The following is a 22,011-nucleotide window of genomic DNA, read 5'->3' on the forward strand; positions in this document are numbered from 1 at the left end:
ACTACTTTTTTAGAATAAGTTTTACAAAAGCTTTGTTTGTGCGAATAAAAAAATCAAAACTTGATGATTTTTCAATGCCCTCAAGTATATACATATGTTTATTTTCATTATAATATTCAAGCCCAGTACCAACATATTGAAAATCAAAACTTTCGTCTATTACTTGCAAAGTATGCTTTTGAGCAATATCTCCCCATTTTGATATTTTACAACTCAACCCACTATTATCCCATCCCTCATTTCTAACTGTAGAAATACGAGGCATTATGACATCAAGATTTTCTAGTGTCAAATATAATCCTATCATCCAATCTGGAAAACAAATTGGTTTATGACTACTTCCATTAGAAATGAATACAGATCTTTTAAACCAACCACATTCCCACACTTTTTTCCATTTCTGGAAACTATACAGACATTTTCTCAAATACTCTCTTGTCATATTATGAGTCATCTGCTCATATCTATCCTTCCATATTCCATATCCCCAAGCAGAAAAGTCGATATTTTGCCTAAAGAATGTATTCTCTTTGAATTTTACATTGTAAAAATGGCGATATCCATTAATGGCAAATACAGATTTATCATTCTTAAATTTTTCTAGTCCTTTATTTATGTATACCAAAAAATTGGGGCTGAATACATTATCATCTTCTGAGAAAATCCAACGATCATAATACGTACTCACATACTTTATCAATGCTGATATATTATTATTTTCACCCTTAACTCCATAGTTATACTCTCTCTCAAAGACTACAATTTTTTTAAAACAAAATCTTTCTTCACACAAAAATCTCTTTATTTTCATCCAACCATCCCTATGTTCTTCTTTTGCGGGATAATCAAGTCCAATATACACATCTGTTTTATCCGCCCATGTGCATTTATTAAGAGATTCCATTAATCTTTTAAAATGATCATATCTACATAATGTAGGTATAATTACAGGAGCAAGATTGTTCACTATTATATTCTCTTTCATTAATTATTAATATTGTAAACACTGTAAGCACTCAATTTAGGGAATCCCCCTTCGAAAGGGCACTTTTCAGTGCCCTAAACCGAGTTTTGTTAATTAATTAGTCTTGAATTTAACATTGGCTGGCAGCCCAAGTGATTTTGTCAGGAACCATGTTAACATAATCCCTGCACCCGTTAAAGATATTTTTGAAAAAAGTTCCGATGAAGTTCCAGATTAGAGTTTCGTTCCTTGTGAAACGATGTTGATTCTGCAACCGATGAAGATTCGGAACAGGTAGACGTGAAAGTTGGCAACAATACATTCATTATCAAATAATTACATACTATATATATTATTTTCTAACATAAAATATTAACTAAACCAAGTAACAAACTAAATTGTTCCATTATCCACCCTGACCTCAACTCCTGTAATACTACAAGCACCATCAGACAGTAGAAATGCTACAGTTTCTGCCACTGAACGGACCGAAGTCGCAGCCTTCATCGAAGTGCGTTTATAAATACGATTCTTCTGCTCTTCGGTAAGTGTTGCACTCATAGCCGTTTCCATAAAACCGGGAACCACCACATTACTGCGTATTCCCAACTCCCCCCACTCTCTCGCCGTATCCTTGGAGAAAGCTTCAAGTGCACCTTTACTGGATGCATACATGGCCAGCCCTTTATAGCCGGTATGTGCTGAGATAGAGGAAATATGAACAATACTTCCTTTGGTATGATGAAGCAGCATATTACGTAAAACGTATTTGGTTATCATCATCGGAGTAAAAACATTGACCGAATACATGGATTGCAATCTGTCCAGTTTCAAGTTCGTAACAATATCATCATAAGCCATTGCGGCATTGTTGACATAACCATGAAGCTGAATCCTATTATTTACAAAGTCCTTGAACACATTTCTGTGCACATTCTCACTATCACCCAAGTCTATACTTTTAAAGAAAAGTTTATTGTCAAACTCTGACTCCAGCTTTTTAAACTCATCCGTATAAGAACGGGCTACACCATATACGGTATGTCCTTGCTCCAATAGTACCCTACATATTTCAAGGCCTACTCCACGCGAACATCCTGTCACTAAATAGTTCATAATCTTTTTAATTTTCCGGTTCTTGTTAAAGCAAAAGACTCTACAAACTTTATCCTACGGGGAATCTTGAAATCCTGCAATTTATTCTTGAGTTGACAACGGATATCCAACTCTTTCAACAGAACACCTTCCTCCAACTGGATATCAGCACAAAGCACATTACCCAAAACAGAGTTGGACTTCCCATAGACCAATGACTGACGGATACCGTCAATGGCATTAATGACAACCTCCACTTCTCCGGGATTGACTTTATACCCCCCTACATTTATCAGTTCATTCTTGCGGCTTTTAAACCTAAAGATACCCTCCTGCTGGTCCACCCATTCTATCAAATCATTTGAATGGTAATAATCTCCATCAAAACTAAAACTTTCCGACCGTCCCAGCAATGAACGGTGAATAAGCAATTCATCATCCACAACCATAAATTTATCCCGTATAGAAACAGGTATCTGGAAACAATCACCCTTTGCCGCAAACAAAGACCCCGCCTCTGTAGAAGCGTATATATTATTTATCTTAGCTAGAGGAAATATGTCATGTATAACATCAAAAAGATGCCGGTCACTTTTCTCCCCCCCAAAAGTAATCCGCTGTACAGAAGAATATTCTTTTTCAAAGGGTAATAACAGTCTGTAGAAAGTAGGAGTAGCTGAAATGTGAGTCACAGAATACTTCTCTATCAGGCTATAGACCTCATTTCGGGCAAGACCAAACACATTTACCAAAGTATTCTGGTTTTCAAAGGCTTGAAAGAACACTTGCAGTCCTGCCATGTGTGTAGGATTATAGGCATAGGCCCAAACCTGCCATTGATACCTTTCGGCACAACGTACCGAACGGGTAAGTCCCTGCACACTATGAATGACCTTTTTGGGCTGTCCGGTTGTTCCCGAAGTAAATATCGTAATTTCAGAAGCGGATTGCTGTAAAGCCTTAACCACCTCATCCATTGATGAGAATTTTTGTGTCCGGAGTTTCTCTATGACATTAATCTTTTCTTCATTTATCCCACCCAGTTCGGACAGACTCAGGTCGGAATCAAGCAATACCAAAGGCTTATTATTGACCAATGCTTTTATCAAGTTGGAAAAATACTTGAAAAGATCATGCGTCTTTAATAAAGGAACATAGTCGTCCATACATACAGCCTTTAAAAGGTCCGCATAGCTATATGACTGCTCTCCATTGTATAAAAACATAGTCATACCGTTTTTATTTTTCCAACTTTGCAAGAACTTCTCCAATAGTGTTCACAAGACCATCCTCAAAAATGTCAATATCAAACTCATCCTCAATGCGGACTGTCAGTTCTGCAAGATCAAATGAGGTCAAGTCCAAATCATTACGCAGATCATCCGATGCTTTTAATGTAAGAACTGTCGTCAAGTCTTTACTTGCACGAATTTGATTAATTATTTCTAATACCTTTTCTTTCATAATTTTGTTTGCTTTAAAATGATATTCTTAAACCATATTCATATTCCTCTGAGTTTGGATATTTTCCTTCCGAAACCTTTATAAATCCAAGACGAAGGTAAAAATCATACATTACTTTATTAGAAGCTCTCATTTTTAGTGAATATCCGGAACTACCCAACTCTTTGCTGTATCTGACAGCTTTTATTATCAACTTAGCTCCTATCCCATAATTAGCATATTTTTCCTTTACAACTAAAAATGTTGCAAAAGAATCTAACGGAGCTACATTTACATAAACAGCATTACAGGCTATTAATTTACCTGCATCATCCATATCCCGCACAATAAACAAAGTTGCGTACTGATACATTTTCTCTGCATACTCTATCAATGAAACGCGTGTACTTAATCGGGGAACGAACAATAGTTCTGTATCTTTTACAAAACTAACAAACTCGTCCTTGTTTATTTCTTTCGATAATAAAATACTATATACTAATTTCATACATATTCTTCATTTTATAATTAATCTACAGAAATATGCAACCATTCCCCCTGTTTCTCCAATGCTTCTTTTAATTGCTCCTGTGAATTAAATTTCATAATCAATGTTCCTATTGCATTATTAGCACCTTCAAAAAAATGAACTGCATCTCCTTTCATTACCCATAAATCCTCTTCTATCACATAAGAGCGCATAGATTTACTGATATACAAGCTTTCAAACAAACCGTCCTTATCTGAATGAAGAATAATCTCCGCCCAATGCCCCATGTATGGCTTCTGCTCTATACCATCGACAGAATCTCCAACAGCAGCGCGCACACCAGCCGTAATCATATCCACTCCGGTAGAATAACGAACCATCTCAGACAGGCGATTACCTCCTCCACGAGGGGACACTTCCATAATATAAGTCTTGCCATTGACACCTACACGGGTCTCAATATTATAAACGGCAGTCTTCATGTGAAGAAGGGTAAGAAGACGCTGGAGTTCAGAACGGAGTTCGGACTCTTGCTGCATATTCATGGTCGAAGGCCATGAATATGCAGCAGGGACGAAAGTCCCTGCTGCATTTTCATCGAAACGCTGGGCAGAGAATGAAACAAACTGAAGCACCCCGTTCACAGAAAAGCTGTCACTGTCTGACGAACAGCCTTGTTTTTCGATAAACTCCTCCACTATAATATTTCCTTTGATAGAGTGCTTGAAAGCATATTCCAAAGCCTCCTTTAAATCCTCCTCCTTGTCCACCCGGGTCACTCCTTTGCTACCGGCAGAATCTGTAGGTTTTACAATCAAAGGGTAAGAAAACTTGTCTGTATCAGCCAAAGCATCTTCCAGCGAAGAAAAACCAAAAGCCCAAGGCACATTAAAACCGTTCTCTGACAAAAAAGTCCTAAATTTATCCTTATTCTGTAATATTTCAACCGATTCGAAAGGTCCAAATGAAGGAATACCCATCTGGGTTTGAACATACGATGCCGATACAACACCAGGATCCACTCCAAAAGAAAGAATACCGTCTATTTCCTTCTCACGGGCCACCTTCAATACTGCTTCTTTGTCTATAATGCTGACATTGACATACTCATCACTATATCTATGAGCAATATTGTCAGGCAGATAATCAGCCGTAATCACATAATAACCTTGCTCGTGAGCCGCCTCTATCACAGGAAGGAGATAACGGATACCTCCAAGGAGCATTAATTTTTTCTGCCTCATATCCTATTTTACAATTAAATCCAATGTACGTTGAATCTCCTCTTCTCCCAGCGCATGATGCATCGGCAGGCAAATCACACAGTCAGCCATCTTATGTGCGTTAGGAAGATTTTCCGGTCCGGCACTCTGTAATCCTTTATAGGTAGAGAAAGTACTTATCAACGGATAGAAATACCTGCGTCCCAACACATTCTGTTTTTTCATCCTGCAATAAAGTTCATCACGAGTCATACCATATTTCTCTGCATCTATAAAAATGGGGAAGTATGAATAGTTGTGCTTCACGTCCGGCATATCGTCAAAGAATGTGACACCATCCACCCCACGCAACACTTCACGGTACTTTATGGCAACCTGATGACGTGCAGCAATGGCAGCATCCACCTGTTTCAAATTCAGCAATCCGTATGCGGCACGCACTTCATCCATTTTGCTGTTTATACCCGGAGCAACCACGGTCACCTCATCGGCAAAGCCAAAATTCTTCAAATAGTCTATACGTTTCTTGGTCTGTTCATCGTGCATGACCAAAGCACCACCCTCTATCGTATTATAAACCTTGGTGGCATGGAAACTGAGCGTGGACATATCCCCCGCATTCAGAATGCTTTCACCGTTTACTTCCACACCAAACGCATGGGCCGCGTCATAAATGACTTTCAAGCCATACTTATCGGCTATCTCCTGAATACGCACGGTATCACAGGGCTTTCCATATACATGAACCGGCATAATGGCCGTCGTTCTGGGTGTAATGGCAGCCTCTATCTTATCCGGATCCATATTACCTGTAGACGGGTCGATATCCACGAAGACCGGAGTAATACCATTCCACCAAAGGGCATGGGTGGTAGCCACAAAACTATAAGGGGTGGTTATCACCTCTCCCGTTATTCTCAAAGCCTGCAAAGCTGTTATCAATGGCAGTGTTCCATTGGTGAAAAGACTGATAAAAGGTACTTTCAGATAAGCAGCCAGTTCCTTTTCCAGTTGCTTATGAAAAGAACCGTTGTTTGTTATCCACTTGCTCGCCCAAATTTCCTTGAGCATTGCGTGAAAATCGTCAAGGTCCGGCAGTAACGGAGACGTTACTGTTATCAAACTTTTATCCATATCAATTTTTTTTTAATTTATCTTTTTGAGAACAATGAGGACAGTTCCTGTAGTTCCTGAAAACGAAGAATCCTTGTTACAGCCAGATAAAACCCACTGCCCAAAATGATACCACCCAGCAACTGGGCATACAGATTCTCAGTCATCCACTGAAGGGAAAGCACAAGGACAAACATCAGCAAGGAAACCACTAGAGTGGGAAACAAATCGCGCATCTGCATGATAAAACCGACTTGTATCAGCTTTCCTGTATAAAAGGTATTGATTACCAGGCAAAGAAGGGAGCTTACCACTCCCCCAAAGCACATGGTTTTCAGACCTAGAGGAATGGTCAGGCAAAGGATGCTGACTCCTATCGCCTTCTTGATAATTTCCAACCGGAGGAAAAGATCGGAACGCCCCTGTACCTGTAACAGGTTCAGATTGATGGCATGAATGGGATACCACATCATCGAGAAACAGATGATTTGAAGCAGAACCGCACAGAATATCCATTTCTCACCCAACACAATTCGGATAAACGGAAAGGAAACCGCTGCAAGTCCTGTCATAAGAGGAAAGACCACATAAGCGGACAACTTGAGAAATTTACGATACACTCCCCGTAATCTGTCAATATCATTTTGTATGCTGCAAAGCACGGGATAAGTCACACGTTGCAGTATCCCTGTAATATTGGAAGAGGGGAAAACAGAGAATTGTTGGGCCCGTGTATAATGTCCCAAATCACCGGCGGAAAAGACCTTGCCTATGACAATGGGATAAATATTGTTGTAAGTGGTATCCAGCAGACCGGACGCCAACAGTTTGGAGCCAAAGGAGAACAATTCCCTGAAAGATTTCCAGGAATAGGTTCTCATGGGCTTCCATTTTGAAAAGATCCATAATAACAAGGTGTTTATCCCCAGATTGACCAGTTGCTGGCATACCAATGCCCATACGCCAAATCCTGTATAAGCCAATATGATACCTGCCATACCGGAGATAACAGCAGCAATCAATGATGCCTTTGCCTGGGTCTTGAAATCTATCCTGACTGTCAGTAGTGCACGCTGGACTACAGCCAGTGAGTTAAAGATTATACCCAGGCATACCACTCTCATCACTAAAGAAAGTTCGGGAAGTCCATAAAAATCCGCCACCCAAGGCGCGGAAATATAGAATAACAGATAAAGCGCAAGACCGACAGCTATATTGAAATAAAACACAGTAGAATTATCTACTTCTGTCCGGTTTTGTTTACGTATCAAGGCCTGGGAAAATCCACTGTCTATCAATGATTGGGAAACAGCCAAGAATATGGTCAGCATTCCGACAAGGCCGTAATCCTCCGGAGTTAGCAGTCTGGCCATGATAATCATGATCACAAACTGAATACCTTGCACAGAAAAGCGTTCTATCGAACTCCAGAGAATCCCCTTGGTCGCTACTTGTTTTAAGGAATTGGACATATTATTGTCATTCAGTTAAATAGGGAATATAATATGTATCCTAGTCCACTTTCTCAAACGGAAAAGCGTGAAGATAACTCACAGCCACCGTCATATTCCCAAAAGCAAATACCAACCGGGTATTGCGGTGCAAACGCATAATGCACCCCTCCTTCCCTCGGAAAACACCACCGGTAATCCGGATGCGTTGTTTCTTCTGAAGATAATCCTCCAAAGGACGGTTCATCAACTCGATATTGTAAGGCATGGATTCGTACAAATAGATAAATTCCTCCATCTGACGTTGAGGGATGACCGCCGCACGGTGCGTGTTATAGTCCGTCACCAAATACTGGCGAGGAAACATAGCAGACAAAATAAGTTCCAACTGATCCAAAGGAGCGCAGACAAACAGCCAGCCGTTGCCTTCGATTTCTTTCTCGTCCGTCAAAGCATTCAATTTCCGGGCGGAACCGGTGGCAAAGGCTTCTTTCACTACCCGGGCGGAATCACGACGGGCAGTATATTCCTCCTTAGTATAGGCGCATTGCTCGAAGCGTTTCCTGTGGTCCGTCGAAGTATAGGAAAATACCTTGAAACAAAAGTATCTTTCTTCTGCTTCACCTGACGGCTTACGAAGTTTTACGGACTTCCTGCCACTAAAAACGCCGATATAGCGCTTCAATTCTTTGTTAGGCAGATACAGATAATACCAATTGAGTTCAGGATGTTCCTTCCCTATTCCCGCCAATGGCGTGACTCCCTTATTTGACCCCTGGTCTGAGACGGAAGCGATTGAACTGCAGAGCAGTAACTTAGGCGCTTCGCTCGCTATGTTTTGATTATTATAAGAGAGTGCTTCGGTTGCAAGCTCCATAGGACTTTTTATTTCCATCAAAACATCATAATTAAATTATTCTTCTAAAAAATGAGGCTCGAATAAGCCATCAATTTTCGTTTTTTTGTTGGGGTTCTCTTAGTAAGAGAACCCCAAGTTTACTTAAATGCCTGATAGAGTGTCCTATAGTTATAACCTTTCATATTATTTTTGCAAACAATTGTCATTTATAAGCATACTTTGGAATACTTTTTTAATGCGGAATTTTCTGTATTAAGGAATTATAGCTATCTTTGCAGCAAAATGGGGTTCTCTTACTAAGAGAACTCCATTTTTTATTAAAGGCTTAAAAAGGGAAAAATCTTATTTTCAACACATTATATTATTTATACAATCAGAATCAATTTTCCTCTCACAATAATTATGGGAACTAAAAATGCTCAAAAAGAAAGAGGCTTCCGTTTCCGGTCGCCTCTCTTTTCTTTTCGGATAAACGCTTTTATCCGTAAGTGTACTGACTTTCACAAGCAAATACTAACTATTAATCTTAAATCTATTACTATGAAAAACACATTATATTAACATTTGAATCGCGTAGATTGTTCAACAAAATGAGATTAAAAGAGTGTTAAATATATAGCAAAGGGAGGTCCAATTGTTTTTTAATGCAAGAAAAACGATTAAGTCTGATAAAAGTAAAAGAAACGGAAATACAAAAGATGTATCGTGATTTCACATAATCGTGACATAAGTAAAATACAATATAAATTATACAAAAACACACTACAAAAGAGAAAGGATGCCACCAAGGCACCCTTTCTCATCGCTCATTTGTAACTATAGAGAGTTAGACTCTCCTTAAAAACGCTGTAAAATTAATAAAATAATTTTAGACGCAAAATTAGTTTTGTAGAAAAATTCAAAAGGTTTTCAAAGTTTATCAGTATTGATCTGCCATAATGAACTGGTACGATAATTTATATTGGTTTTAAATGATATTCCTTGTAAATGAATTACTAACCACGGATATCTTATATTCCATTATTCATATTTCAATGACCGAGCGGGTTTACTATAAACAACCTTTATGGTTTGTCCTGCTACAGTCAGAAAAGAAATCAACAACATCAAGACCACAGGAAGCAGAAAGAACCACACTTTCAATTCTGTTCGGAACGGATAATGAGCCAACCATGCATTCATGCTGCCCCATGCCACAGGCAACGCAATCAGAATAGCGATAATAATAGGAATAAAGAAACCTTTACCCAACTGATAAAACAGATTCCAACGAGATGCCCCCAATACTTTCCGGATACCCATCTCCTTGGTACGGACGGCACAAGAGAACATAACCAACACCCATAAACCTAAGCAGGAGATAAAAATAGCCAATCCGGTAAAACCTCCCATCAATACGCCGAAAGCCTCATCCTGACGGTACTGCCGGTCATAGAACTGGTCGAGGAAGAAATAATCAAAACTGGAATCCGCAAAATAATTATTCCATATTTCTCCTATCTGTGATACTAATTCCGAAGGATCACCCGGTTTCATCACAACCGAAATATAACGCTGAGGAATCCAGTCAATCTTATCTTTATGGAAAAGCATTACCCCTGTATAACCTTTATTCAACGCTTGCTGATGATAATCCTTCACTACCCCGATTACCTGCATGGGCTCTCCTAGCGTTTCAACAGCTATTTCCTCACCAATGGCATCATCATTATCCACATATCCTAACATACGGGCAGCCGTTTCGTTGATAACCAATTTATTCACATCGTCCCCATATTCCTCGGAAAAACCCCGTCCGGCTACCACCTCCAGTCCGTATGCATCTATATAATCAGGGTCACAACTCAGCATCTCGTACAACCGGTTTTGCTTCAACGCATCATGTGCCCGATGATTGGACAGGAACATGGCCACCTCTTCACCCGGTACCGCCCCGGAACAAGTTACTTTCGACGCCAATGGCAATTTCTTGATAGCTCTCCGCATAGACTCCATCTTTGTTTTCATACCCTCAGTAGGCCCGGGAAACTTGATTACCAAAATCTGGTCAGTCTTTACTCCCAAAGACTGCCGACGCATATAGCTGAGTTGTGCAAACACAATTAATGTACTACAAAGCAATATCATGGATGCCGTATATTGTACTATGACCAATATTTTACGTGTATTTTCTCCGGAACGGCTATTTTGGAATTTACCTTTCAGTAAAACAATCGGCTTCTTACGCAACAATGCGCGGGCAGGATAGTAACCGGAAATATAAATACCGACTATAAAAAGCAATAGAACCCCGCCCCCCCAATATTCCGTAAACCATACAGAGAAAGTAATAGTACGTCCTACCAACTGATTGAAGGAAGGAAGTAATAGTTCGATCAATCCTAACGCAATGATAAAAGCGATCAAATTCATTACAAATGCTTCAAATAGAAACTGACCAACAAGCTGTTTCGGGAAAGCTCCCACTACCCTGCGCACTCCTACCTCTTTGGCACGCTCCATAGAACGGGCAACTGTCAGATTTATATAATTGATCCAAGCAATAATCAAAATAGCAATAGCTCCGAAAATCAACGCGATGATGGCCGAATGGTTTCCTTTCAACTCGGCCTCATAACCTAATTGAGGATTGAGATGAATCTTCTCCAATGGCTCCAACCGCACCCCCCAAGTCTTGTTTTTCAATGCCTCTTCAGTTTTATACTTCTCGGCCAATTGAGGAAAAGCACGTTCTATCTCTTCTTTGCGCTCGGGCGAATCCAGCAATACATATGTATAGGCTTCATGTTTGTACCAATACTCCTGTACCCATTTAGGTAAGGTGGCATATGATAAAAGAAAATTATAATGTATATGCGAATTAGAAGGCATTTCTTTCATGACTCCAGTTACCTCACAAGACACCTTCCCCATATTGCTGTTAAAAATAAGTATCTTCCCGACAGGGTCTTCATCTCTGAAATATTTGCGGGCAATCCGTTCCGTAATCACTACCTGACATGGCATGGAAAGACAAGAAGCGCGGTCACCTTTCAACAATTCAAAATCAAACAAACGGAAAAAGCCAGGATCAGCGTATGCTATCCCATTCTCGCGCAGACATAATTCGCCATATTTTACCAATTGCTCCGGTTGGATAATACATCCTACACGAGTATAATCCTCAATTCCCGCCAGATTTTCCTGCATGGCCGAACCATATCCGAATGAACTGGTCGCCCAATCATCCGTCAGAACTTCCCCCTCATGAAAAGTACTTTGCACACGATAAATCCGTTCACTCTTACTATGCATTTTGTCAAAACTAAATTCAAAAGCAACGTAAGTAAATATCAATAAAGCTGATGCCATGCCTACAGCCAAGCCAAAGATATTGATGAAGCTGAAACCTTTCCTCTTCATCAGATTACGCCAAACGCTATTCCAATAATTTTGTATAATCATAAAATTTCAATTTTGCTGTCAGATTCCATAGGGCGGTTACGATTCTCGGCAATAATTTTACCATCCAGCAAACGGATTATACGATGTGCATAAGCAGCATCACGCTGTGAATGGGTAACAATGATGATGGTGGTCCCCTGTTTGTTCAGTGTACTAAGCAGTTCCATAACCTCCACCCCATTGGTAGAGTCCAAATTACCTGTCGGCTCATCCGCCAGCAAAAGCCTGGCATTGGTAACTACGGCACGGGCTATGGCCACACGTTGCTGCTGTCCACCTGATAACTGTTGTGGCAGATGATTGGCGCGATGCAGCATATTCACTTTTTCAAGCACTTCTTTTACCCGCCTGTTACGTTCTGTCGGCTTTATATTAAGATACACCAATGGGAGTTCAACATTCTCATATACAGTCAGTTCATCAATCAAATTAAAGCTTTGGAAGATGAAACCGATATTTCCTTTTCGGAGAGCGGTCAGCTGGTTTTCATTCATTTTATCCACTCGCTTTCCTTCAAAGAGATAGGAGCCCGAAGTAGGGGTATCTAATGTTCCAAGTATATTCAACAAGGTAGATTTTCCACAACCGGACGGCCCCATGATAGCGACAAATTCTCCCTTTTCAATTTCGAAAGTTACTTCATTCAATGCTTTGGTCTGCACTTCCTCGGTGCTGAACAACATAGAGAGGTTTTCTACTTTAATCATTCTTACGTGTTTTTTATTCGTTTAAAATCAGTTTCTCATTATCTCCAAACAGCTCGTAACCGGAAATAATAACTTTCTCACCGGAAGCCAGCCCGTCAGTCACTTCATAAAACTGAGGATTCTGCCTGCCAATCTTGATAGGACGTCTGACGGCAAATTTACCACTTTCATCCACAACATATATCCATCGTCCTCCGGTAATTTGAAAAAAACCTCCCCGAGGAATCAGAACAGCTTTGACAGGATCCCCCAACTGAAGATTGATATGATAAGTTTGTCCCGCCCGAATGTTTTCGGGACGCCCTGTCGTGAAACGGAAATCTGTACGAAACTGCCCGTCTTTCACTTCAGGATACACTTTGGTTACTTCCAACTTATAATTTTCTCCATCACGGGTAAAGTCAGCGGGAAGCTCTTGGACGACACGCTCCACATAATGCTCGTCAATTAATGCCTGTACCTTCAGATCAGCAGTAATAATCTGACCGATATGTTCCCCGGCAGAAATGGATTGCCCGATTTGTGCTTCAAGATTACCCACTTGCCCGTCTATAGGAGCTTTCACTTTCAGGTTTTCAAGACGTTCTCGTACCAATGCCAAACTTCGTTTCATATTCATTATATTCTCGTCCAAACTGCTTATCTGAGTCAAACGAAACAAACTATCTTGACGGATCCGCTCATCCAATACCGACAATTGTTCTTTTACCGCTTCATATTCCTCCGTAGCTTGGAGATAGTCCTCCCTCGCTATCAATTGCCCCTCCATCAGCCGCTTGTATTGTCCGTAACGACGTTTCTTTATAATGAATTCTTTCTGAATACCGATACGATCCTGCTTCAGACTCAACCGTTCCTGCTCCATACTTATACGAGTATTACGCAACTCGTTTTCCTGATAGGCCAGATCTGCTTCACTTTGCATGATACCGATATTCAGCAGAGGATTACTCAGGCGCAGAATCACATCCCCTTTCTTTACCATCGCTCCCTCTTCATGAAGGCGTTCCTCCACTCTTCCGCCTTCTATAGCATCGAGGTAAATCATGCGGCTGGGAAGTACTTGTCCAATTACACGGACATAATCATTAAACTCATTTTCTGTAACTGTAGCGATAGTGATACGGCTCTTGTCAATGGTCATGGAGGAACCGGTATCACGAAAAATAAAATAAAAAACGAATACCAATATGAATAATACTCCCGCACCTCCATAAATCCGCCTGGGAGTGAAACGCTTTTTACGTTCAATTAGTGTGTCCATATTTTTTAATGGTTAATAAAACTTCCTGTCCGATAATACATAGTTAGTCGCGATGTCAGTTCGTACTGCAAACGCACTCTTATTTTTTCCGCTTTAGCGACAAGCAGGCGATTTCGTGCTTCCATCAACTGAAACACGGAAACAAGCCCTTCCTCCCACTTCCGTTCCGTTTCTTTCAGCACTTGCGTTTCTGCTTTTACCTGCAGGGAAGCCTGTCGATGCTCTTCCCATCCCGAATGTAATGAAAGTACAATTCGTTCCGTTTCATTACGTAAATGTAACTTCTCTTCCTCTATGCTGTTCCGCACCCGTTGCAAGTTTAATTTCTTCTTCCTTATTCCGGCATTCCGATCTAATCCGCTAAGAATAGGGAATGAAATACCTACTCCTATATATTTATTCCAATGGTCACGCAATTGATGTAACGAGAACAAGGAATTATAAAAATCAGATCCCCATGAGAAACGGGCGAAGATAGTCGGGCTGAACTGTCCAAGGGTCACAGCATACTCCTTACGGGCAGCGCGTTCCCACATTTCCATCCGTTTATAATCCGGCAGTACGTGTACGGACCGTAAATAGACTTCTTCTACCTCTACTTGAGGCATTAACAAGAGCGTATCCTCACTGACTGATAAAGAAACAGACAAAATATCGCCCTCTTTCATACCCAGTATTTCCTTTAAATAAAGAAAGGACATCTGACGATTTTTTTCATACATACGCTCTCTGAACACATCTCCTTGATGACGCGCTTTTACTTCCTGCAAGTCCGAAAGCGATTTCAACCCCAGTTCTACAAAAGCTTCCGTCTGTTTCAGATAACGTTCTCCCAAACGAAGCTGTTCAGCTGCCAGTTCTGAAAGCTTTTTATCCAATACCGCTTTATAATAAGCCTCAGCTACCCGATAAGCCAAATCATTTTTCTTTGCCAGATGATCCCACTCCTTCTCTTTTTTAGTCCAATGCGTATATCGCAAACGATTGATCCGGGCAAATCCTTCGAATAAAGAAAGAGTTATATCCATTCCTATAGTTCCTTGATTATATGAATCGGCTGTATATCCATTAGTATCCGGATCGACAGAACGTCCGATATGCCTGCCCACTTCCGCCTGTACTGAAACATAAGGAAGAAATTTACCCATAGCAGCCACATAGTCTGTTCGTGCTTCCTTTACGTCTATTTGGACATTCTTGAAACCAGGATTATGTTTCCAAGCATAACGTATGCAATCGTCCAGTGTACTTTGCCCACATACAGGCAAAGACAGACCGGACAACAAACACACAATTATCAAGTTATTTCTCATTGCATTTTAATTTAAACACAGAATAGGAAGCAAACGATATGCCAAGAAGATCAGAACATTAATAATCAACCAGTTACAAAATAAAATATAAATTAGCTGTCCAAATTTTAGACGGTATAACGTCCAAATTATAAACACTATAAAACCAGAACGAACCAAGGAAGATATTGGAACGCTGACAACACGGACTGAAGACACATTCCAATGTCAAGTCACCGTTATGATAAATAAAAGCATTACAGAAAATAATAAAAAACGTCCAATAATTGGACGCCTCATTTGCAGAAACAATCAAAAGCAGATACCTTTAGCCTCTGAAAGCAAAAATGAGATGGAAAAAGGAACGATTTTAATAGTAGATGATAATAAAGGAGTATTGGCCTCACTGGAATTATTACTGGAAACGGAGTTCAGCGAAATAAAGACAGCCCATCATCCGAATCAAATCATATCTATCATAAATACCTCTCCGATAGATGTGATTATTCTTGATATGAATTTCTCGGCAGGAATCAATAACGGCAACGAAGGGTTATATTGGCTGAAACGAATCCGTGAGATAGCTCCTGCACTACCCGTAGTCATGCTTACAGCATACGGGGATGTAGAACTGGCAGTAAAGGCTTTAAAGAATGATGCAACTGATTTTTTGTTGAAACCTTGGGATAACCGGACCTTAGTGCGCAAAATAAAAGATGCTTTTGGAAGCGGTAAGAAAAGGAAAAACAGAATCCCCGATAGAAACAAATCACCGATGATTGTGGGAACATCCCCTGCCATGCAGCAGTTAATGAAGATAGTAGTGAAAGTGGCACGCACAGATGCCAATATATTGATTACCGGAGAAAACGGAACAGGAAAAGAAATGCTGGCACAGGAAATACACCGGCTTTCCACACGAAAGGAACATTCTATGGTAACGGTAGATATGGGAGCAATCAGTGAATCTTTATTCGAAAGTGAACTGTTCGGGCATGAGCGCGGTTCTTTTACCGATGCCTACGAGAGCCGGCCGGGAAAGTTTGAAGCGGCATCCGGCAGTTCCCTGTTTATGGATGAAATAGGAAATCTCCCTTTAGCCATGCAGGCAAAGTTGCTCACCGTATTACAAAACCGAAAAATTACACGCATCGGCAGTAATAAAGTAATCCCAGTGGATATCCGGCTGCTTTCAGCTACCAACAAGAATATTCAGGGTATGGTGGATTCCGGGACTTTCCGTGAGGATTTATTGTACAGACTGAATACTATTCATCTGGAAATCCCGCCTTTACGCGAACGGAGGGAAGATATACATTTGTTCATTGATTATTTTATGCAGCGCTATGCTGCTAAATACGAAAAAAAAGAAATCTTCCTGCATGAACATGCTTTAGAGAAATTATGTTCTTATCATTGGCCGGGAAATATCCGGGAATTGCAACATACCATCGAGAAAGCAGTTATTTTATGTGAAGGAGATGTAATCCGTTCCAAAGACATTTTCGTAAAACAAACCTGGAGTCCACAATTCTCCACTACCGTTCCTAATCTGGAAGAAGTAGAACGCCAGGCCATAGAAACAGCCATCCGTCAAAACGATGGAAATCTGACAGCAACAGCCGAACAGTTAGGCATCAGCCGCCAGACACTTTACAACAAAATAAAACGCTTTAAGCTCTGATGATCATGGTATTCAGCAAACATCTATATATGGTTATCCTAAGCTACATCTTATTAATAATTGCTGTAGCCGGAGCTGGTATCGCACTTATTATTACACATACCGCCCTTATTCTAGGCTGTCTTTTCTTGATTATTTCACTTTTTTTTATCAGAGCTTTGGTAAAACAATTGAATAAATTCAATGCCAAAATAAGAATATTCTTGGATGCGATGGAAGATAAAGAGAGCATGATACTGTTCAACGAGCAATCGGCAGATAAAGAAATGAATGCACTTAGCCATTCACTAAACCGAATCAATGAATTGCTTGCCACAACGAAATCGCAAAGCCGGGTACAAGAGAACTTTTATCACTCTTTACTGGAAGAAGTACCAAATGGAGTGCTAGCGTGGAACTCCGAAAAAAGAGTTCTGTTTGTAAATGGTGCAGCCTTACGTTTGCTGGGAGTTGAGTCAATCATATTCCTCCGCCAATTGGAAGAGCAATATCCGATCTTGAAAGATTTCATAACCCATGGAAATGTGGAAAATTCCTTTCTTTTACAATCTAACTCAAAAAAACAACTGTCACTATCCATGAACCGGATGAAACTAAATTCAGAAACGATTACCCTGTTGGCTATCAAAGATATCAGTAATGAACTGAATGAGAAAGAAAGTGAGTCATGGAACAAACTTACCCGGGTGCTTACTCATGAAATTATGAATACCATTGCTCCTATTGTTTCTCTGTCTCAAACACTTTCATTGCGCCCCGGTACGGACGAGAAAGTAATACGAGGACTTGGAGTGATTCGTGAACAAAGCGAAAGACTGATGGAATTCACAGAATCATATCGACGCTTATCGTATATGCCGGAACCGAAAAAGAAGCGATTCTCACTGACCAATTCATTGCACAATCTAGGTCTGTTACTACAATCTGATTTTGAAAATGCTCATATCCATTTCATTCTGCGTAGCACCCCCTCTGATATATATATTGAGGGCGATGAGAAGCAACTCTCTCAAGTTTTTTTAAATCTGCTGAAAAACAGTATGCAATCATTGGAAGGAAAAACAGACGGACAAATAGAAGTAACACTGGAAGTAACAAACAAACTTTATATAAGACTACTTGACAATGGACGGGGAATCCCTATGGAATTGCAAGAAAAAATATTCGTTCCTTTCTTTACCACAAAAACAGAAGGAACTGGTATCGGGCTTAGTCTGTGCCGGCAGATTATAAAAAGACATGGGGGCAATTTCTATTTACAGGAAAGCAGACAAGGAAAAACTATATTTGTTATAGAATGGCCCGTAGCTTCTTTTATTTTGAAATAACAAAGTTCATTACAGGATCACTCTGATTAACACAGGTTATTCTTAAAAGTAAGGCGGAAATATAAAATAATAACCACTTATCTATAAACCAGCGTTAACCTGAGTAATCCGTAATGAAACATTTTTTTATTTCTTTATCTTCAGTTCATAAAGGTCATGCCTGCGGTCACGCAAATTGCGCACACTGCCATACGTATGCAATTCATTCAACAGATTCAGATCAACATCCGAAACTAAAATCATTTCGGTATTCGGAGTCGCCTCGGCCCGTTTGCCATCAGTTGGGAAAGCGAAATCACACGGAGTAAACACTCCAGACTGTGCATACTGAATATCCATATTGTGCACACGCGGCAAATTTCCCACACTACCGGCTATAACGACAAAACATTCATTCTCGATTGCCCGTGCCTGAGCACAAACACGTACACGGGAATAGCCGTTCTGAGTATCGGTGAGGAATGGAACAAACAGAATCTGCATTCCCTGATCGGCCATGATACGAGAAAGCTCGGGAAATTCCACATCATAACAAATCAAGATACCAATTTTAGCACAATCCGTATCAAAAGTCTGCACCATCTTACCGCCCGAGAGGCCCCAACTCTTTATCTCATCGGGAGTGACATGTACCTTTTCATACATTTCGTATGAGCCGTCACGCCGTACTAAAAAACCAACATTATAAAGCCCTCCGTCCTCTTTTACGTATGGCATACTACCCGTAATGATATTAATATTATAACTGATAGCCAAATTGATAAAACGGTCGCGAACCTCTTCGGTATATTGTGCCAAACCACGAATGCTCTGGGCTTCTCCCAAATGATTGAACTTGGCCATCAACGGCGCATTGAAATATTCTGGAAAAAGAACAAAATCACTCTTATAATCAGAAACGGCATCTACGAAAAACTCAACCTGCTCAAATACATCATCCAATGTTTTATAAGGGCGCATCTGCCATTGCACTAACCCTACACGTACAGTGGTTTTCTTATCCACATAATCCTGCGTAGGCTCCTGATAATAAATATTATCCCATTGCAACAAAGTGGCACAATGCTTGGATTCTTCGTCATTGGGAAGATAATTCTTCATGACACGACGCACATGAAAATCATTGGAAAGCTGAAATGTCAATACCGGATCATAAATCTCACGGGAACGCACCTTATCCAAATATTCCTTAGGACGCATCGTATCCGCATACTTATAATAATTAGGAATACGACCACCGAACATGATCGCTTTCAGATTCAGTTTCTCGCATAATTCTTTCCGGTACTCATACATACGGCGTGCCAAACGCAAACCGCGATAATCCGGATGGATAAACACCTCGATACCATACAAAATATTCCCTTCCGGATTATGCGTACAGAAAGTTTCATTACCAGTTACTTTGGCATAGGTATGATCTCCCTTTACCATATCATAGTCTACAATAATAGAAAGAGCACATCCCACTATCTTATCGTCTACCACCGTTACTACTTGCCCTTCCGGAAAAATCCGGATAAGCGTTTCTATTTGCTCGTGTGTCCAAAACACATCCTTATCCGCATACACCCGCTTGAATGATTGTGATAATTGGATGTAATCTTCGATCTGTAAATTCCGGACCTCTACTTTATTAATTTTATGCATCGGTTCCATAATGATTCTCTTATTTATATTTTAAAACAGCGGTGCAAAGGTAGGACAAATTATAAAACGATGTTCTCCCAAACAGAAAAAGATAAAGAGAATATCACTCAGTATGAAAGAAAATATCTATGAACTTTTCATAGGATTTTCAGAAAACTTTTTGTTATCTTTGGAAAGTTAACCAAATAACAAACAAAAAACAACCAATTTTGCTATGAATAAAGAATTAATAATGAACCCCAACCAATTGGTGGCATTTCTAGAAAAACCTTGTGCAGAGTTTACCAAAGAAGACATAAAACGATACATTCAACAGAATGGCATCCGTATGGTCAACTTTATGTATCCCGCCGGAGACGGACGACTGAAGACATTGAATTTCGTTATCAACAACCAAGCATATCTAGATGCTATCTTGACTTGTGGAGAACGTGTGGACGGTTCCAGCCTGTTTCCATTCATTGAGGCGGGCAGCAGTGATCTGTATGTAATTCCTCGATTCCGGACGGCTTTTTTGGACCCGTTTGCCGAGATACCTACACTTTCCATGCTTTGCTCTTTCTTTAACAAGGATGGAGAGCCATTGGAAAGTTCCCCCGAACATACCTTACACAAAGCATGCAAGGCATTCAATGAAGTAACCGGCATGGAATTTCAGGCTATGGGGGAATTAGAGTACTATGTAATTGCTCCGGATACAAATATGTTCGAGGCTACAGATCAGAAAGGCTATCATGAATCAGCACCATATGCCAAGTTCAATGATTTCCGTACCCAGTGCATGGCCTACATTGCACAAGCAGGCGGACAAATAAAATATGGACATTCCGAAGTAGGTAATTTTACCTTGAATGGCATGATATATGAACAGAATGAAATAGAATTCCTGCCTGTCAATGCCGAAGATGCGGCAGACCAATTGATGATCGCCAAATGGATTATACGTAATCTGGCCTATAAACATGGTTATAACATTACTTTCGCACCTAAAATAACTACAGGAAAAGCTGGTTCCGGATTGCATATCCACATGCGTATCATGAAAGATGGACAAAACCAGATGTTGAAAGAAGGTGTTTTATCAGAAACAGCACGCAAAGCTATTGCTGGCATGATGGAACTTGCTCCATCCATCACCGCATTCGGTAATACCAATCCTACTTCTTATTTCCGCCTGGTTCCCCATCAGGAAGCGCCAACTAATATTTGCTGGGGTGACCGCAACCGTTCAGTATTGGTACGAGTACCTCTAGGATGGGCAGCTAAAACAGACATGTGCATGACTGCCAATCCACTGGAAACAGAAAGCCATTATGATACCACACAAAAACAGACAGTGGAAATGCGGTCACCGGACGGTTCGGCCGATCTCTACCAACTGATAGCAGGATTAGCTGTAGCCTGTCGCCATGGATTTGAAATAGAAAATGCACTGGACATTGCAGAAAAAACTTACGTAAACGTCAATATCCATCAGAAAGAAAATGCAGACAAACTGAAGGCATTAGCCCAGCTTCCCGATAGCTGTGCAGCTTCCGCAACCTGTTTGCAACAACAGCGCGAAATATTCCAAAAACATAATGTGTTCAGCCCCACTATGATTGATGGAATCATCAGCAAATTAACCAGTTATAACGATCTGACCTTACGTAGCGACTTAAAAGATAATCCGGAAGGGATGTTGGCATTGGTCAATAAATATTTCCATTGCGGATAATTTGACTAAAACAGCGGGAGGAGGGTATATCAATATTTTGATTTGACCTTCTTCCGTTTTCTAACATTTACACCATGATAAATAAAAAAGATCAATGTACTTCTACACTGATCTTTTCTCTTGAGCGGAAAACGAGACTCGAACTCGCGACCCTAACCTTGGCAAGGTTATGCTCTACCAACTGAGCTATTTCCGCAAACCTCTAATATGGTGCCCAGAACAGGACTCGAACCTGCATGCCTCTCGACACACGCACCTGAAACGTGCGCGTCTACCATTCCGCCACC

17 protein-coding genes and 2 tRNA genes are annotated in these 22,011 nt (G+C 40.4%); 3 read left to right on the forward strand and 16 right to left on the reverse strand.

What is annotated here, in order from left to right:
- Position 1: 1 nt before the first annotated feature.
- The 13 genes from RE317_RS19145 to RE317_RS19205 form a co-directional block, all read right to left on the reverse strand.
- Complete coding sequence (locus tag RE317_RS19145) at positions 2 to 985, reverse strand: hypothetical protein (RefSeq protein WP_005852701.1); 984 nt, start codon at positions 983 to 985, stop codon at positions 2 to 4.
- Positions 986 to 1,357: 372 nt separating this feature from the next.
- On the reverse strand, positions 1,358 to 2,080 hold the full coding sequence (locus RE317_RS19150; RefSeq protein ID WP_005852703.1) for an SDR family oxidoreductase: 723 nt from the start codon (positions 2,078 to 2,080) through the stop codon (positions 1,358 to 1,360).
- Entirely contained in the window at positions 2,077 to 3,291 is a 1,215-nt protein-coding gene (locus RE317_RS19155; RefSeq protein ID WP_008781581.1) for a fatty acid--CoA ligase family protein, read from the reverse strand. Before RE317_RS19155 ends, RE317_RS19150 begins: the two co-directional genes overlap by 4 nt.
- Before the next feature lie 7 nt (positions 3,292 to 3,298).
- Entirely contained in the window at positions 3,299 to 3,523 is a 225-nt protein-coding gene (locus RE317_RS19160; RefSeq protein ID WP_005852707.1) for a phosphopantetheine-binding protein, read from the reverse strand.
- Positions 3,524 to 3,536: 13 nt separating this feature from the next.
- Positions 3,537 to 4,010 (reverse strand): GNAT family N-acetyltransferase, encoded by a 474-nt coding sequence (locus RE317_RS19165; RefSeq protein ID WP_005852709.1) that lies wholly within the window; start codon positions 4,008 to 4,010, stop codon positions 3,537 to 3,539.
- 20 nt (positions 4,011 to 4,030) lie between these two features.
- The gene (locus RE317_RS19170; RefSeq protein ID WP_005852711.1) at positions 4,031 to 5,236 is read right to left on the reverse strand and encodes an acetyl-CoA carboxylase biotin carboxylase subunit family protein; all 1,206 of its coding nucleotides are present in this window, start codon (positions 5,234 to 5,236) and stop codon (positions 4,031 to 4,033) included.
- 3 nt (positions 5,237 to 5,239) lie between these two features.
- Positions 5,240 to 6,349, reverse strand: a complete 1,110-nt coding sequence (locus RE317_RS19175) for a DegT/DnrJ/EryC1/StrS aminotransferase family protein (protein ID WP_005852713.1) — start codon at positions 6,347 to 6,349, stop codon at positions 5,240 to 5,242.
- Positions 6,350 to 6,366: 17 nt separating this feature from the next.
- The gene (locus RE317_RS19180; RefSeq protein ID WP_005852721.1) at positions 6,367 to 7,800 is read right to left on the reverse strand and encodes a lipopolysaccharide biosynthesis protein; all 1,434 of its coding nucleotides are present in this window, start codon (positions 7,798 to 7,800) and stop codon (positions 6,367 to 6,369) included.
- Positions 7,801 to 7,840: 40 nt separating this feature from the next.
- A complete protein-coding gene (locus RE317_RS19185; RefSeq protein WP_008781583.1) occupies positions 7,841 to 8,674 on the reverse strand; it encodes a transcriptional regulator in 834 nt (277 codons plus the stop codon).
- A gap of 984 nt (positions 8,675 to 9,658) precedes the next feature.
- Positions 9,659 to 12,082, reverse strand: coding sequence for an ABC transporter permease (locus RE317_RS19190; RefSeq protein WP_005842429.1), 2,424 nt, complete (start codon positions 12,080 to 12,082; stop codon positions 9,659 to 9,661).
- Positions 12,079 to 12,789 (reverse strand): ABC transporter ATP-binding protein, encoded by a 711-nt coding sequence (locus tag RE317_RS19195; protein ID WP_005852725.1) that lies wholly within the window; start codon positions 12,787 to 12,789, stop codon positions 12,079 to 12,081. The genes RE317_RS19190 and RE317_RS19195 overlap by 4 nt, the downstream gene beginning before the upstream one ends.
- 13 nt (positions 12,790 to 12,802) lie before the next feature.
- Positions 12,803 to 14,053 (reverse strand): efflux RND transporter periplasmic adaptor subunit, encoded by a 1,251-nt coding sequence (locus RE317_RS19200; protein WP_005842425.1) that lies wholly within the window; start codon positions 14,051 to 14,053, stop codon positions 12,803 to 12,805.
- Between the two features lie 5 nt (positions 14,054 to 14,058).
- Positions 14,059 to 15,366, reverse strand: coding sequence for a TolC family protein (locus RE317_RS19205; protein ID WP_008668275.1), 1,308 nt, complete (start codon positions 15,364 to 15,366; stop codon positions 14,059 to 14,061).
- Between the two features lie 331 nt (positions 15,367 to 15,697).
- Between RE317_RS19205 and RE317_RS19210 the strand changes: the two genes are divergently transcribed.
- Together RE317_RS19210 and RE317_RS19215 are read left to right on the forward strand one after the other, a co-directional pair.
- A complete protein-coding gene (locus RE317_RS19210) occupies positions 15,698 to 17,029 on the forward strand; it encodes a sigma-54 dependent transcriptional regulator (RefSeq protein ID WP_008668274.1) in 1,332 nt (443 codons plus the stop codon).
- Between the two features lie 5 nt (positions 17,030 to 17,034).
- The gene (locus RE317_RS19215; RefSeq protein ID WP_005852734.1) at positions 17,035 to 18,357 is read left to right on the forward strand and encodes a PAS domain-containing sensor histidine kinase; all 1,323 of its coding nucleotides are present in this window, start codon (positions 17,035 to 17,037) and stop codon (positions 18,355 to 18,357) included.
- A 126-nt stretch (positions 18,358 to 18,483) separates the two neighbouring features.
- On the opposite strand, the gene RE317_RS19220 is transcribed toward RE317_RS19215, so the two are convergent.
- Complete coding sequence (locus RE317_RS19220) at positions 18,484 to 20,016, reverse strand: carbon-nitrogen hydrolase family protein (RefSeq protein ID WP_005842418.1); 1,533 nt, start codon at positions 20,014 to 20,016, stop codon at positions 18,484 to 18,486.
- A gap of 205 nt (positions 20,017 to 20,221) precedes the next feature.
- Here RE317_RS19220 and RE317_RS19225 point away from each other — a divergent pair, with 205 nt between their 5' ends.
- The gene (locus RE317_RS19225; RefSeq protein WP_008668273.1) at positions 20,222 to 21,724 is read left to right on the forward strand and encodes a glutamine synthetase family protein; all 1,503 of its coding nucleotides are present in this window, start codon (positions 20,222 to 20,224) and stop codon (positions 21,722 to 21,724) included.
- A gap of 123 nt (positions 21,725 to 21,847) precedes the next feature.
- On the opposite strand, the gene RE317_RS19230 is transcribed toward RE317_RS19225, so the two are convergent.
- Both RE317_RS19230 and RE317_RS19235 read right to left on the reverse strand, forming a co-directional pair.
- Positions 21,848 to 21,920 (reverse strand) — tRNA-Gly (locus RE317_RS19230).
- Between the two features lie 12 nt (positions 21,921 to 21,932).
- Positions 21,933 to 22,010, reverse strand: a tRNA-Leu gene (locus RE317_RS19235).
- Position 22,011: the final 1 nt, after the last annotated feature.

It is taken from the genome of Phocaeicola sp. GP0067 (assembly GCF_031119655.1).
Lineage (GTDB): Bacteria > Bacteroidota > Bacteroidia > Bacteroidales > Bacteroidaceae > Phocaeicola > Phocaeicola vulgatus.

Bases quoted from the DNA above. Each gene is read 5' to 3' on its own strand.
- RE317_RS19190 (WP_005842429.1), bottom strand. From the start codon at position 12,082: ATGATTATACAAAATTATTGGAATAGCGTTTGGCGTAATCTGATGAAG.
- RE317_RS19225 (WP_008668273.1), top strand. From the start codon at position 20,222: ATGAATAAAGAATTAATAATGAACCCCAACCAATTGGTGGCATTTCTA.
- RE317_RS19195 (WP_005852725.1), bottom strand. From the start codon at position 12,789: ATGATTAAAGTAGAAAACCTCTCTATGTTGTTCAGCACCGAGGAAGTG.
- RE317_RS19210 (WP_008668274.1), top strand. From the start codon at position 15,698: ATGGAAAAAGGAACGATTTTAATAGTAGATGATAATAAAGGAGTATTG.
- RE317_RS19170 (WP_005852711.1), bottom strand. From the start codon at position 5,236: ATGAGGCAGAAAAAATTAATGCTCCTTGGAGGTATCCGTTATCTCCTT.
- RE317_RS19145 (WP_005852701.1), bottom strand. From the start codon at position 985: ATGAAAGAGAATATAATAGTGAACAATCTTGCTCCTGTAATTATACCT.
- RE317_RS19155 (WP_008781581.1), bottom strand. From the start codon at position 3,291: ATGACTATGTTTTTATACAATGGAGAGCAGTCATATAGCTATGCGGAC.
- RE317_RS19205 (WP_008668275.1), bottom strand. From the start codon at position 15,366: ATGAGAAATAACTTGATAATTGTGTGTTTGTTGTCCGGTCTGTCTTTG.
- RE317_RS19220 (WP_005842418.1), bottom strand. From the start codon at position 20,016: ATGGAACCGATGCATAAAATTAATAAAGTAGAGGTCCGGAATTTACAG.
- RE317_RS19165 (WP_005852709.1), bottom strand. From the start codon at position 4,010: ATGAAATTAGTATATAGTATTTTATTATCGAAAGAAATAAACAAGGAC.
- RE317_RS19200 (WP_005842425.1), bottom strand. From the start codon at position 14,053: ATGGACACACTAATTGAACGTAAAAAGCGTTTCACTCCCAGGCGGATT.
- RE317_RS19160 (WP_005852707.1), bottom strand. From the start codon at position 3,523: ATGAAAGAAAAGGTATTAGAAATAATTAATCAAATTCGTGCAAGTAAA.
- RE317_RS19175 (WP_005852713.1), bottom strand. From the start codon at position 6,349: ATGGATAAAAGTTTGATAACAGTAACGTCTCCGTTACTGCCGGACCTT.
- RE317_RS19150 (WP_005852703.1), bottom strand. From the start codon at position 2,080: ATGAACTATTTAGTGACAGGATGTTCGCGTGGAGTAGGCCTTGAAATA.
- RE317_RS19215 (WP_005852734.1), top strand. From the start codon at position 17,035: ATGGTATTCAGCAAACATCTATATATGGTTATCCTAAGCTACATCTTA.
- RE317_RS19185 (WP_008781583.1), bottom strand. From the start codon at position 8,674: ATGGAAATAAAAAGTCCTATGGAGCTTGCAACCGAAGCACTCTCTTAT.
- RE317_RS19180 (WP_005852721.1), bottom strand. From the start codon at position 7,800: ATGTCCAATTCCTTAAAACAAGTAGCGACCAAGGGGATTCTCTGGAGT.